The organism is Gammaproteobacteria bacterium (assembly GCA_011682695.1).
Lineage (GTDB): Bacteria > Actinomycetota > Acidimicrobiia > Spongiisociales > UBA4744 > BMS3Bbin01.
The window spans coordinates 1-13,942 of sequence record JAACED010000023.1; the positions used below are offsets into that span (position 1 = coordinate 1).

Sequence of the window (13,942 nt, forward strand, 5' to 3'; positions counted from 1 at the left end):
ACTTGAGCCACTTCTATGTCAACTTGGGGAGCTGGACCTGGGACTCCAACATCACCAGTGTCATCGCCCCCCAATGGGACACCGACACTGGTCGAATCGAGGCCGTCATTCCGCTCTCGGCGTTCGCCAGCACGGGAACACCCGTCATGGGATCCTGGGCGTACATGCAGATCGTGATCGTCTACCACGACTCGGTCACCGACACCTGGTACGACGACGACCTCTTCCAGATCCACTACCGGCTCACCGATGAAGGCGAAGCTTGGCTCTACGGCAACGAGGAGGGAAGTTACATTCAGAACGTTGCCACCGACGAGGCCCGCTACTCGCCCGGGGACCCGGTGGAGATCAGCGTCACCGTCGGCAACCGGGTCGGGATTCCCATTGTCGACGCCACTCTCCAGGTGGACTTCACTCAGCAGGGTTCGACGGTGGCGCTCAGTCAAACCGAGCTCCTGTCGCTGGATCCGGGCCAGACTGGGATATTCAAGTTCATCTGGAATCCGCCCACAACCGACTACAACGGCTACAGGCTCGACTTCACGCTCACCGATGGGAACGGCGTGGTCTTGGACACCGCCGCTTCAGCAGTCGACGTGTCGTCGGACTGGGCTCGCTATCCGAGATACGGGTTCATGACCAACTATCCGACCCAGAACCCTGCCGAGAGCGACTACCGGATGGCGCGACTCAACGACTTCCACGTCAATGGCCTCCAGTTCTACGACTGGCAGTGGATGCACCATGTGCCTCTGGCAGGGACGGTGCTCGAACCGGATGCCAGTTGGGAGGACATCCAAGGACGGTTCACAAGCGGGGAAACTGTGACGAACCAGATCGATGGCGCCCATGACTACAACATGGTCGCCCAGAACTACAACCTCGCCTACGGGGCTTGGGATGGCTATGGAGAAGACGGTTCGGGTGTCGACTACCACTGGGGTATGTGGTGGGCCAACAACTGCACGGATCAGGCCGGTTTCGACCTTCCGGAGGGTTGGGCAACTCCTCGGATGTACTGGTTCAACCCCGCTGACACCGACTGGCAGACCTACATTTTCAATCGGGAAACGGATGCCATGGACGTCTACCCGTTCGATGGCTGGCACGTCGACAGCTTCGGCGATGTCGGAACCGTCTATGACTGTGCCGGGAACCTTTTGGACAATGACGTCGGCATCAGCGATTTTCTCGCCGCGGCCGCAGTTGCGCTGCCGGATAAGAAGCTGACTTTCAACGCTGTCGCCAACTTCTCCACCGACGTCCACGATGCAGCAGACCTGGAGTTCAACTACGTCGAGGCGTGGGAGACTCTCGGACAGACGACGTACGGGGATCTCAAGGACATCCTCGACAGTAACTGGGATACCACCGGCAAGCCGACGGTGTTCGCGGCGTATCTCGACTACGAATACGCCAAGACGACCACGATCCCTCAGAAGCTGTTCAACGATCCGGGAGTGCGTTTCCTCGACTCGCTGCTCACCGCTGGTGGCGGGGGCCACTTCGAACTCGGTGAAGGTCTACAGATGCTGTCCAACGAGTACTTCCCGGCATTGAATGTCGAGATGAGCGCAACGCTGCGCTCAGCGGTACGAGACCTCTACGACTTCGCGGTCGCCAACGCGAATCTCCTTTACGACCCAAACCTTGTGGACAACACCCGGACCATCGACCTGCCGGCGATCACAACTAGCACCGACGGGACTGGCGGAACTGTCTGGACCTTCGCCAGAGAGAAAGATGGATACGACATCCTGCATCTCCTCAACCTGTTGAGCGCAACAACCAACGAATGGCGCGACCCTAACGCGGATATGCCGAAACCGACTACTGAAACAGATTTCACGGTCAAGTACTACTACGGAACAGGAACGGTGAGCGGCGTTCAAGTCGCCTCGCCGGATACGGACCAGGGCGCCTACGAGGACCTGTCCTATTCGACCGGGTCCGATGTCGGTGGCGCCTACGTCGAGTTCATCGTGCCCAGACTGGAGTATTGGGACATGATCGTCGTTGGAGTCGTTCGATGATGCTCCTCGATGTCTGGCCTACCCGAGCCCAGTTTCACCCTCAGGACACGGTCGGCGTGTGGGTGAGCGTGTCGGGCGTAGAGCCCGGCACGTTGCCGATCGTTGGTCGGGTCTTCTGCGGCGGGGAGGAAGTGACCCGGTTCGATCACCAACTCGAGATCGGAGGGGACGGTGTCGGGGGAGCCGAGGTGTCGGTCACCTTGCCACCTGTTGGGTTGGCTGATGGTGGCACAGTGGGGTACGCGGTTGAGGTGACCGCGGCCTGCACGGAGACGCAGGTTCGCGCAACGACCGCCTTCGACGTCGCCGGCCACTGGTCGGCGGCGCCCCGTTACGGGTTCTTCGCCGATTTCGCCCCCGACGAGCCGCCGGTCGAATCAGAGCGACGGGCCGACGACCTGCTCAAGCTGCATGTCAACGTGGTTCAGTTCTACGACTGGATGGCCTCTCACCACTCGTTCCTGCCGGCGACTGAGGAGTTCACCGATCCGCTTGGTCGTCGCCTGTCGCATGCGGTGGTGCGTAGGAAAGTGGACCTGGTGCACCGCCGTGGCATGAGCGCTCTCGCCTATGGCGCCCTGTATGGCGCTGAGGAAGATTTCAGTGGGGAACATCCGGAGTGGCTGTTGTACGACGGTGCGGAGCAGCCGCTGAAATTGGCGGATGTGTTCTATCTACAGGACTTCAGCGAAGGCTCGGGTTGGCGCGCATGGATTCTCGACCAGTATCGTCAGGCGGTCGTCGAACTCGATTTCGACGGTATCCACATCGACCAGTACGGGTTCCCCAAGCGGGCGCTGTCGCGGGCTTCGGGCTCCTGGCGGGAGGTCGATGTCGCTGACGAGTTTCCCGGTTTTGTCGAGGAGGCGGCGTCGATGCTGCTGGGAATTCGGCCCGAGGGAGGGTCGATCTTCAACTGTGTCAACGCTTGGCCCGTGGATGAAATGGTGCGAGCCGGCGCGGACGCTGCGACCTATGTCGAGGTATGGGAGCCCAACTCCACCTATCGGGATCTCTACGAGGTTGTCCGGCAAGCACGTCGTCTCCGCCCCGAAAAGCAGGTGATCCTCGCCGCGTATCTACGTCCGTTTCACCCGGTGGACGGTCGCACCGCAGGAGCGCTCAGAGCGTTCCGGCTCGCTTCGGCTGTGATCAACGCCAGTGGCGGGTTCCATCTCATCGCCGGGGAAGGAGACGGCCTGCTCACTGAAGCCTATTACCCGAACTACGGGAGACTCGAACCAAGTGAGTTCGCCGTGCTCCGAAGCTATTCCGACTTCATCGTGCGAAACACCGCCATTCTCCATGGTGCCTCTGGGCCTGATATCGCTTGGACACATGTCGGTCCCACCAATGAGGTGATTCTGCTCAACCATTCCGAACTGGACAGCTACGGAGCCGGGGCCCGGCTCGACTCGCTCTGGGTCACCGGCCGCGACAGCAACGATGTCGTGTCATTGCAGCTGGTGAACCTGCGGGGGTTGGAGAGCGACGAATGGAACACCGGCCATCCCGAGCCTCCCCGGCCGCTCGAGGACATCGAGGTTCGGGTGCGGCTCACCGGCGACATTGACGGCGTGTGGTGGGACACACCAGACGACGACATCGGCATCGCCAGGCCAATCCCGTTCGAGGTCGTCGATGAGGACGCCGGCCGCTTCTTGATGTTCCGGATCCCTAGAGTCGTCTCTTGGTCCGCTGTCTGGTGGCGGCGTTCGGGCTGGTCCCGATGACGGAAGCGGGACAAGGGATGGGGCAGACCGGTTCGGATCGATTGGCCGGCCTCGCCGAACGGAGTGTCGAGATCATCCTTGCCAACCAGGCGTCCACCGGTGCCTACGTGGCATCACCCAACTTCCAGGTGTACGGCTACAGCTGGCTGCGCGATGGCGCATTCATCGCCGATGCCATGAGCCGGGCCGGTCATCTCGAGAGTGCCTCCGCCTTCTTCGATTGGTGCCGCCGGGTCGTGGAGGCGCGCGTCGAGCGCATCGACGATCTGGTACGACGCCACCAGGCCGGCGAGAGCATCAAGGAACACGAGTATCTCCACATCCGCTACACGGTCGGTGGCGACGAGACGAGTGACGAATGGTGGAACCACCAGCTCGATGGATATGGTGCCTGGCTTTGGGGGCTGGGCGGCCACCTCGCACGCTCAACACGTGACGCCGAGGCCGAACGGTTTACCCTTGCCGTCGAGGCAACCGCCCGCTACCTGATCGCGTTCTGGGATCTCCCCTGTTATGACTGCTGGGAGGAGAACGGTGACCAGATCCACGTGGCAACGCTGGCCGCAGTCGCCGCCGGGCTGCGGGTCGCCGCACAGTGGCCGGGCGTGTCCGCCGAGGTTCGATCCAGTGCCGAAACTGTGGTCGCTGCCATCGAGACACGAGTCCGGGAGCAGGGGACTCTGGATGGCCATCTGGTGAAGTGGTTGGGAGGTCGCGACATCGACGCCAGCCTCCTGTTCTGTGCGATCCCTTATGGTCTGTTCACACCGGAGGACCCCTTGATGCAAGCCACCGTTGTCGAGCTATCCAACCAACTGGTCGACGATGGGATGCATCGTCACATCCACGACACCTTCTTCGGCGGCGGTGAGTGGGTGCTATTGACAGCGATCCTCGGATCGTACATGGTGGCAGTGGGGAACAGGGATGGGGCTCGAGCCAAGCTGCAATTCGTGGTGGATCAGGCCACCGATGATGGGTGGCTTCCCGAGCAGGTGAGCACCCACCTTCTCCACCCCGAACACCTCGAAGAATGGCAGCAGAGGTGGGGGCCGGTGGCGACACCACTGCTCTGGTCACATGCCATGTACCTGAACCTGTACCGAGAACTCAACCAGAAACGATGATTCGACATCGACCCGAAGGGCGAGGGCACCCCTACGATCCGAACGATGAGCAACGTGTTCCGCTGCTGCCATTGGCCGGCCGGCAGGTCGAGATCCGGGCCACCAGCCACCCCACCCTGACCCGGGCAGTGGTCGAGCTCGGCGACGGTGGATCGGTCGAGATGAGCGACCACGGACTCGACCGGCGTGGCCGTCGACGCTGGGTCACACATCTGACTGCTCCTGCGGCAGGCGCCGTGCTCCGATACCGGATCATCGCCGCTGACGGATCGACTCGCACACGGTGGCATCGGGCACCTGTCGCCGAATGGGCGACGGGCGGTGGATGGACGATCGACAAGGGGAACTTGGGTGCCGAGCTGACGCTGCAACCCGCCCTTACGTCCCAGGAGCGAGTGGACAGGCTCGAAACCGCGAGCCTGTCCTGGCTGCGGAGCAGCGAAGGGGTACATCGAGTCCGGTTCGCGGTGCGACTACAGCCGAGAGAACGACTGATCGGTTTTGGTGAGCGCTACGACCGGATCGACCAGCGGGGCAACCGGCTCGACATCCGAGTGTTCGAACCGTACAAACGGCAATGGGAAGGCTCCCGCACCTACCTTCCCATCCCGTTCTTCATCAGCAGCGGTGGATGGGGAGCATGGGTGGCAACTTCGCGACGGACCTGGTTCGATGTCGGGGCCACTGAACCAGGCCGATTGTGGATCGAAGCCGACCTGGACCCTGTCGATCCGCGTCTCCGCCTCGTCCTTTACAGTGGCACTCCTCAACAGGTTCTCGCCGAGTTCCTCGATCAGACTGGCCCGGCAGTGGCGCCGCCCGCATGGGTATTCCGCCCTTGGATGAGCGGCAATGAATGGAACACTCAACAACGTGTCCTTACCGAGGTCGAACGAAGCCAAGAGCATGGCATCCCGGTCGGCGTGGTTGTCATTGAAGCGTGGAGCGACGAAGCCGGCTTTGCCATCTTCCGTGACGCCGTTTATGAGCCGCATCCCGACGGGTCGCCCCACCGACTGGCCGACTTCCGGTATCCGACAGACGGGGCATGGCCCGACCCGCAGGGAATGATCGACTCCCTCCACGGACGTGATATCCGTGTCGTGCTGTGGCAGGTACCGCTGCTCAAACGGCGGTGTGATCTGACCGGTCAGGCCGTCCACGACCGAGAGGTGATGATACGTCGGGGCTACGCGGTGCGACGCAGCGACGGCCAGGCGTATCTGAACCAGGGAGGATGGTTCCCGCAAGCCGTAGTTGTCGACTTCACCAACCCCGAAGCTCGCGAATGGTGGATCGCCAAGAGGCGGTACCTGGTCGAGGAAATGGGTGTCAACGGGTTCAAGACCGACGGGGGCGAACACCCGTGGGGCGACAACCTACGCTATGCCGACGGACGCAGCGGAGCTGAGGTCAACAACGAATACCCGGTCCACTACCAGGCTGCCTACCACGACCTCCTGGCGCGATACCGCTCCGACGGAATCACCTTCAGCCGCTCTGGATTCACCGGCTCCACCCGCTATCCAGCTTTCTGGGCAGGTGACGAGGACTCGACGTGGGAGGCGTTGCGGGCAGCCATCATCGCCGGCCAGCAGGCAGGCGTATCCGGGATCTTCTTCTGGGGGTGGGATATCGCCGGGTTCTCGGGAGAGATCCCCAGCGCTGAGCTCTACCTGCGGTCGGCGGCGATGGCTTGTTTCTGCCCCATCATGCAGTACCACTCCGAATACAACGAACACCGCAGCCCGTCACGAGACCGCACCCCATGGAACATCGCCGCCCGAACCGGCGAATCACGCGTCATCTCCATCTACCGCCAGTACGCCCGGCTCCGCGACCGGCTTGTTCCCTACCTCGACCGAGAGGCAGGCTACGCCGTTTCGGAGGCGTTACCCCTGATGCGGCCACTCGCCTTCGACGACCCGACAGACGAGGAAGCCTGGGCCCATCCCCTCCAATACCGGCTGGGACGTCACCTGATCGTTGCGCCGGTCACCGAACCCGACGTCTCCAGAACAGATGTGTACCTCCCCGCCGGACAATGGATCGATCTGTGGAGCGGAGACGCCCTCGAAGGACCTGTGATCGTCGACAGAGAAGTACCACTTAGCTCTATCCCGGTATTCGTTGCCGCCGAAGCAGCGGCCGAACTGCGATGTGAACTCGGACTTATCACCTAACCGCCATCGCCGGCTGTCCATGCCAGGTCAATCTTCGGCTGCCGAGGGAGCCTGGTGGTCGATGGAGCTGGTGTGTGGTGTCTTCGCCACCCGTGTGGTCTTCTCTGATGCGAGACGAATCGGGCGGAAACCCGGAGGACATGCAAAGGGCCTCTGTTGCGGATTCCTGGAGTCTGAAGATCCTTGAGCAGCGAAGCGGATCTGATCGTCGGGTCGATCAAGGATGCCCTGCAAGACCGGTGAGCCGGCCGTAGACATCGGAGACACGGCCCCGAGTCGGGGCGGACCGTTCGACTGCGTTCTTGTCAGCGCTTCAGGTACGTCAGAACCGCCAGCACTCTGCGGTGGTCGTCTGGAGCCGGGAGCAGGGCGAGCTTCATGAAGATGGATGAGATGTGTTTCTCCACCGCACCGGTGACTGGCCGGTCAGCGCCGAGAGGGCGGCATCGAGCCCCCGGTCCGTGAGGATGACCCGGTGAATGTCACGCGCGAGGTCCCGTAGTTCGACGATGGCCTGTTTGGCATGTTGGTGGGCCAGGTCCATCAACACGGCGGCGCTCGCAGGGTCTGTGTCGAGCTTCTCCTTTGCCATGCCGAGTTCCATGGCCAAAGCCACCAATCGCGACTGGGCGCTGCGGTGATTCTGGACGCGACCATTGTTCGCTCGGTCCTGGTGCCTGCCGCCATGGCATTGCTCGGGGATCGCAACTGGTACCTCCCTCGCTGGTTGAGCTGGATCCCGAAGATCCGAGTGGAAGGACACCTGGATCCGTTGCCTGGCCAGGTCGTTTCACATGGGCACCCCCTGCGAGCGATAGCGGTTGCGGGTACATGCTTGGCAGCAGGGCCGGGCAGGTGCCGTCGTCGGAAGGATCGGAGAACGGCGGTGGCCGCCGTCGGTCACGTGGTTCCGGCACATGCAGTCGGCGCAGTGCCCGTGTGGTGACGCGTGTGCCTCCACGCCTCGGGCTCTCCGTAACCGGCTTCTCGGAGTCTGGTGTTCAGGGCCGGTGAGCGCAGCTACTCGGCGTGACCGAACGCCTTGATCTCTTCTACTTCCTGCACCGACAGCTCGCGCGGAACCTCGCCACGGGCCAGCTTCTCACTCTGGACATGGTGGCGGATGTCCTCGACGACCTCGGGGTTCGACAACGTTGTCGTATCCCCGACATCGGCGAAATTGGAGATTCCAGCGATAACCCTGCGCATGATCTTTCCGGAGCGGGTCTTGGGCATGTCCGGGACTATCCAGACGTTCTTCGGTCGCGCGATCTTTCCGATCTTGGTCTCAATCGCCTTGGCTACCTTGGCCTCTATGTCTTTGCTCGGAGTGAGCCCCGGTCTCAACGAGATGTACATTTCCACGGCCCGGCCGCGGATCTCATCCATCACCGGGACGGCGGCCGCCTCGCCGATCTCCTCGACGGTCATGCTCGCCGACTCGAGCTCTTTGGTCCCCAGCCGGTGTCCCGCGACGTTGATGACGTCGTCAATTCGGCCAAGGATCCGGAAGTAGCCGTCGGCTGCTTGGACGGCGGCGTCGCCGGCCAGATACGGCCAGTCGCGCCAGTCCTTGCTGTCTTTGTCCCGGCAGTACCTCTCGTAGTAGGTCTCGACGAATCGGTCGGGTTGTCTCCAGATCGTCTGGAAGATGCCGGGCCACGGGTTGCGGATGCAGATGTTCCCGGCCCGGCCGCTTCCGGCCTCGACTGCGTTGTCGTCGTCGTCGTAGATCACGGGGTAGATCCCGAGGACTCCAGGGCCGCAGCTGCCAGGCTTCATCGGCTGGAGGGCAGGCAGGGTGCTGCCGAGGAAGCCGCCGTTCTCGGTCTGCCACCAGGTGTCGACGATGACCGCTTCGCCTTTGCCGACGACATCGTGGTACCAGCGCCAGACATCGGGCTCGATCGGCTCACCCACCGTCGTCATGTGCTTGAAGTGGTAGTCGTATTTCTTCGGTTCCTCCGGGCCGAGCTTGCGCAGCATCCGGATCGTCGTTGGGGCGGTGTGAAAGATGTTCACGCCGAGCCGCTCGGCGATCCGCCAGGGCCGACCCGCGTCCGGATACGCAGGGGCTCCCTCGTACAGCACGCTTGTCGTCCCGAGCGCCAGAGGGCCATAAACGATGTAGGAGTGACCGGTGATCCACCCGATGTCCGCAAAGCACCAGTAGGTGTCCTCGGGGTGGATGTCCTGGTAGTACTTCGACGTGCCGGCGACGTAGGACAGGTAACCGCCAGTGCTGTGCTGGCACCCCTTGGGCCGCGCCGTGGTGCCGCTCGTGTACATGAGGAATAGCGGGGCTTCTGCCGGCATCGAGACCGGGTCGATCACCTTCCCTCGGTAGTCCTGTAGGAGTTGGTCGACGAAGAAGTCTCGCCCCTCGACCATAGGGCTCTTCGACGCGTACTGGCCGGGATGTCGCCGCCAGACCAGCACCTTGTCGACTTCGACACCGCGTTCGCGGGCCGCTGCCACCGCCTCGTCGGCTTTGACCTTGTGGTCGATCAGCTCACCATTGCGGTAGTAGCCGTCCATTGTCACCAGGATGTGGCTCTCCGAGTCGGCGATACGCTCTCCACAGGCCTCGCCGCTGAATCCGCCAAAGACTTCGGAATGGATGACGCCGAGACGGGCGCAGGCGAGCATGGAGACGGGCAACTCGGGGACCATCGGCAGGTGGAACGTCACCCGGTCACCGACCTTGACATCAGCGAAGCCGCGCAGGAGAGCGGCGAACTCGTTGATGCGCTTGTAGAGCTCCTGGTAGGTGATCACGTTGGTTTCTTCGGTCTCTGGCTCGGGCACCCAGATGAAGGCCGCCTTGTTGCGACTGGTCGCCAGGTGGCGGTCGACACAGTTGTAGGAGGCGTTCAGCTTCCCACCGGTGAACCACTTCCAAAGCGGCGCGTCGCTGGTGTCCAGCGTCGTGTGCCAGTAGGTGTCCCAGGTGAGCAGGTCGGCGTATTCCTTGAAACACTCGGGAAAGTGCTCCTCGCCGAATCGCTCGAAGATTGCAGGATCGGCGCCGTTCGCTTGAGCGATGAACTTCGCGGGAGGGTAGTAGTACTCCTCCTCGCGCCAATGAACGGCGATTTGTGACTCCGAGACCTGCGATTCCTGGGCGACCTGATCGTTTTCCATTGCTGCGCCTCCTCTGAAAGGACGGCTCCAAGGTCCCATCCTGATTCGTCTCTTGAGTTCTGGCAGGAGGACTGCGTCGCTGGGTGATGCCGTCCTGCCAGAACTCTCGGCCTCGGGTCCAGGAGGTGGATTCCTGCCCCACTTCTCATCTTGGAGAGCCGGCGTCGCACCGGTCACGTCCCGGGACGTCGCCAACATGGGTGATGCCGCGCCTGCCTCGCCGGGCTCTTTCTAGCCGATTGCCGGCCCGAATGCTCGGCTCACCTCCTCGAGTTGGTCGGGATCGATGAGTCGGATCCGGCCGTTGATCAGATCGTTTGGTGGGCGAGTCCGACACATGGAGGGGAGGCTTCCCACCGCTTCGCGGAGGGCGAGCCTTCTGTTCCCTTCGTCCTCGCTCCTGCCTCGTGTTCCGTCTATCAGGGTGCAGTTGTTCTGAATGGTGGAAGCAGGAGGGCGAGTTGTTGTGCGGGGAGACCTCCGTCGGTCTTGGGGGTAAGGTCGAGAACTCGCGTGCGGTACGTATCGAGGAGGGCCTGGTTGTCGCATCCCAGTTGAAGGGTGCGCCGTCTGATGGCGTCGGTTCGGTCCCGATACTGTCGCTGCACCATCACGGCGGGCGGAGTTGCGCCATCGAAGTCGGCTTGGGTGAGGTCAGCGCTGGCGGTGATGAGAGTTTCAGCCGAAGCCATCGCTACATCGACCAGCCGATCGCAGGAATGCACGGCCTGAGGGTCGGACGGTACGGCCCCCTGACAGGCCGAAGCCACCAGTATCACACCCAGCACCAGTACGAGGCGCCTTGCAGGCCGACCGGCTTTCCTGCGTTCCAATAGCAGACGCCGGCCTGAGATGCGGCCGTCCGGAAGGGCAGACAGGATCATTTCGCCGAACCGGTCCGGTACACGCCCTCGACGAGTCGCTTGTACTGCCTGTCACAGGCATCGTAGGCGGCGTCGAGAGGAGCCATCGCCTCCTGAGCGGCATCGACCTGCGGGGACCCTGGACTCGCGATGGTGATCGAGAACCCGCCGGCTCCGGGTGCCAGGTCGGCGTGGGCCTCGTACCCGACAGCCTCGAGGCAATCGACCGTGGCTTGCACAGCCTGCCCATACTCGGTGAACGTCACCTCCCCGTCGGCAAGGATCCCGGCCTGTGACTCCAACCCCTCACCCGCCGCCGCGGACCCCAACACTGCCACCCTCTGATCGGCGACACTCGCCGGTGCGGTCGTACCGACAGCCGCAGCCGAGAACCCCACCAGTGTCGCCACAGCCACTACAAGCACGATCATCGTCTTCATTCATGCCTCCATCTCAGACGTCGAGGCTTGCCGGAGCGTGACCTCCACTGACCCCAGTACCAGCCCGTGATGTCCGGGTTCGGATCACCGGAAGGTTGTCATGGGGGTCATCGCAGTAACTCGCTCGTCCGTGTATTCGCCGAACAGCGCCTTCTGGTTCCCGGGTAGATCGTCCCGCCCTTGTGCGTGGGGGGCCTGATGTGCTCCGAAACCGTGACGGCGGTCTGCCCTTCCCTGGCGAGGTGCCCGTGGCCGTGGTTGCTGACCAGATATGTCGATGCCATGTGTAGTACCGGAAACGATCACCGCAGTTCAATATACCACCCGCGCACACTGTCGATGGACGAAATGGACTGTGGCCTTGCGAACACCTGCGATTGTGCACGCGGGGATGCCTGTCACGCTCGCCGTCACCTGTAACGGCACCTTCCGGACACGGGACACCATCACCCTCGACACCCGAGGACACCTCATCGCCGAAACCAGCACACTGCTCGAACCCGACCCCGACCTCGATATCCCCGCGGGCGCCCAAGCTATGACCGCCACCTACACCATTCCCACCATCATCCACACCCTCGACATCACCCCCTGACACCCCACCCGGCCCACGGCGGGAACCCAGACGGGCCTTTCGGCGATTTCGAGTCTGGTTTCATCTCGGTTGCTTACTCGGACACCACCTCCACGGGTTGCCTGATCACCGTCCGCAGCCTGTCGGGTGCGGTCCGGCGCGGATCGCTCAGGTAGATCTCATGGTGTTTGCCCCGCAACCGGTAGCGGTGATCGGCGGCGAACTGGTGGAGCCGTGCGATGGTAGGGCCCTCCTCGGCATAGGGGCCAATGTGCATGATCTGGACAGAGAGGCCCTCTCGGAACGACTCGAACCGCATCCTGTCGAGGGCCGGTGGGTCTTTCTTGTGGCGCACCTCTTCGATCGCAGTTTCGAAGTGGGCGACGGTGATGTGATCGGGTTGCATCATCATCGACGTCCATTTCCACGCCGTCTTGTTATCCATCGAGAACTCGGCCATGTCGTCGGTCCACCACAGGCCCTCGAGAGCCATGACCACGTAGTCGATGCCTTCGGTCCTCTTGCTCAGGAACTTCAGCGTGTAGGACATCGCATAGAGAGCCTCGAGGGCCTCCCGGTAGGCAGTCGACGTGTTCGGGTCGCCGGAACCGTCGATCATCAGGAACTGCATCTCGGGTACGTCGACGATCGAGCCTTCCTTTCCGGAAGGGTTGTAGAACTGGCGGTACTCCTTCTTCAGGTCGAGCTTGGGCATGTCCTCAGTTCTCCTTCCAGGCCGGCAACCTGGCCATCATCTCCTCCACCGCCTGGCGGGCGGCGGTCTCGTCGATGCCCTGGGTCTTCACCATGAAGGCGGTCCAACCCTCGCGGGTCTCCTGTCGCGACCGCATCGTGCCGTCGGGGCGAGCGCAGTGCAGGCAGTAGTCCTTGGTCGGGTCGCCTACGGCGTGGTCCTCGGGCTTGCTCATCGGCATGCCACACGAGATGCATTGGGTCGTCGTCATACTTCTCCTCCTTCTCCGTCGGGACGTAGCAGCCCCAAGTAGTGATCCAGCAACGTCGGGCCCCACCGCTCCACGACCGACTGCCCGGGGGCGAACAGGTCCCGGCCTCCGAGGTAGTGGTGGACAAGACCCAGCCAAGTGTTGAACAGCAGGGAGATAGGCATGCGCCGGATCTCACCGGCTGCCATCTCCTGTTCCGCCACGTTGGCCAGGTGGGCAGAGATCGCCGATTGCATTCCCAGCAGCGTGGCGCGGGCATAGGGCGGCAGGAGCGGGCCCTCCATCACCAAACGGGAATAGAAGGCCTCGTCCTCGGCGAGTCCCGCGAGGTGAGCGGTCAGCACATCGCGTACCGTGGTTCCCTCGCCGGCCAACTCGTGCGAACGTTTGGCGATCCGTCCCGCATACACGCCCACGACCGCCGCGATCAGGTCCTCCCTGGTCGAGAAGTGCACGAACACCGTCCCGTGGGCCACCCCGGCTCGTTCCGCCACATCGATTGTGCGGGTGGCGATGATGCCCTTCTCGGCCATCAGATCATGGGCCGTCTCGATCAGCAACAACCGAGTCTGCTGTTTCCTCTCGCTACGGGTACCGGCCTGGCCGTCCATCCCTCTCCTTGTTGAGTATGAACTCAGTGAGTGAGTACTCAGCATATGTCGGTTGGCATGAGATGTCCAGGGGGGATCCGACGTCGCACCGAAGAGGGCCTCACCGGACTCAGATCGGCGGGCGGGTCTCTGCCAAAGCGGAGCGACAGCAGAGCCTCCGGCGAACTCGGACCGGTTCAACCTTCTTATGGTCGGCGGCCGGCAGCCCGCGCAGGGTGTTCTCGATCGGGCAGTTCGGCTCGACGTTATTCGACAGGGCGAGCGCCATC

General features: G+C 62.7%; 12 protein-coding genes and 1 pseudogene. 5 read left to right on the forward strand and 8 right to left on the reverse strand.

All coding sequences use genetic code 11. The features are described 5' to 3' along the window. From GWP04_06315 to GWP04_06330, 4 genes are all read left to right on the forward strand, one after another. Nucleotides 1–2,033: hypothetical protein (locus GWP04_06315; protein ID NIA25168.1), on the forward strand; the 2,033-nt coding region annotated here is incomplete at its 5' end. Continuing rightward, complete coding sequence (locus tag GWP04_06320) at nt 2,030–3,766, forward strand: hypothetical protein (protein NIA25169.1); 1,737 nt, start codon at nt 2,030–2,032, stop codon at nt 3,764–3,766. The genes GWP04_06315 and GWP04_06320, both read left to right, overlap by 4 nt. After that, nucleotides 3,724–4,893: a glycoside hydrolase family 15 gene (locus GWP04_06325; protein NIA25170.1), complete on the forward strand. Its 1,170-nt coding sequence runs from the start codon at nt 3,724–3,726 to the stop codon at nt 4,891–4,893. The genes GWP04_06320 and GWP04_06325 overlap by 43 nt, the downstream gene beginning before the upstream one ends. Continuing rightward, nucleotides 4,890–7,076: a glycoside hydrolase family 31 gene (locus tag GWP04_06330; protein ID NIA25171.1), complete on the forward strand. Its 2,187-nt coding sequence runs from the start codon at nt 4,890–4,892 to the stop codon at nt 7,074–7,076. The genes GWP04_06325 and GWP04_06330 overlap by 4 nt, the downstream gene beginning before the upstream one ends. Nucleotides 7,077–7,381: 305 nt before the next feature. Here the strand turns inward: GWP04_06330 and GWP04_06335 are convergent. From GWP04_06335 to GWP04_06355, 5 genes and pseudogenes are all read right to left on the reverse strand, one after another. After that, nucleotides 7,382–7,489, reverse strand: a pseudogene (locus GWP04_06335) (DNA-binding response regulator). After that, nucleotides 7,453–7,680, reverse strand: coding sequence for a hypothetical protein (locus GWP04_06340; GenBank protein NIA25172.1), 228 nt, complete (start codon nt 7,678–7,680; stop codon nt 7,453–7,455). Before GWP04_06340 ends, GWP04_06335 begins: the two are co-directional and overlap by 37 nt. A 416-nt stretch (nt 7,681–8,096) precedes the next feature. Further along, on the reverse strand, nt 8,097–10,220 hold the full coding sequence (locus GWP04_06345; GenBank protein NIA25173.1) for an acetate--CoA ligase: 2,124 nt from the start codon (nt 10,218–10,220) through the stop codon (nt 8,097–8,099). Between the two features lie 419 nt (nt 10,221–10,639). Beyond that, nucleotides 10,640–10,945, reverse strand: coding sequence for a hypothetical protein (locus tag GWP04_06350; GenBank protein ID NIA25174.1), 306 nt, complete (start codon nt 10,943–10,945; stop codon nt 10,640–10,642). A gap of 155 nt (nt 10,946–11,100) precedes the next feature. Next, nucleotides 11,101–11,523, reverse strand: coding sequence for a hypothetical protein (locus GWP04_06355; protein ID NIA25175.1), 423 nt, complete (start codon nt 11,521–11,523; stop codon nt 11,101–11,103). Nucleotides 11,524–11,884: 361 nt separating this feature from the next. Here GWP04_06355 and GWP04_06360 point away from each other — a divergent pair, with 361 nt between their 5' ends. Continuing rightward, the gene (locus tag GWP04_06360; GenBank protein ID NIA25176.1) at nt 11,885–12,118 is read left to right on the forward strand and encodes a hypothetical protein; all 234 of its coding nucleotides are present in this window, start codon (nt 11,885–11,887) and stop codon (nt 12,116–12,118) included. 73 nt (nt 12,119–12,191) lie between these two features. On the opposite strand, the gene GWP04_06365 is transcribed toward GWP04_06360, so the two are convergent. Genes GWP04_06365 through GWP04_06375 form a run of 3 tightly spaced genes read right to left on the reverse strand, consistent with a single transcriptional unit; the run spans nt 12,192 to nt 13,673 of the window. Beyond that, a complete protein-coding gene (locus tag GWP04_06365; protein ID NIA25177.1) occupies nt 12,192–12,812 on the reverse strand; it encodes a hypothetical protein in 621 nt (206 codons plus the stop codon). A gap of 4 nt (nt 12,813–12,816) precedes the next feature. Then, nucleotides 12,817–13,062: an AraC family transcriptional regulator gene (locus tag GWP04_06370; GenBank protein ID NIA25178.1), complete on the reverse strand. Its 246-nt coding sequence runs from the start codon at nt 13,060–13,062 to the stop codon at nt 12,817–12,819. Next, entirely contained in the window at nt 13,059–13,673 is a 615-nt protein-coding gene (locus GWP04_06375; GenBank protein ID NIA25179.1) for a TetR family transcriptional regulator, read from the reverse strand. Before GWP04_06375 ends, GWP04_06370 begins: the two co-directional genes overlap by 4 nt. Nucleotides 13,674–13,942 lie beyond the last annotated feature (269 nt).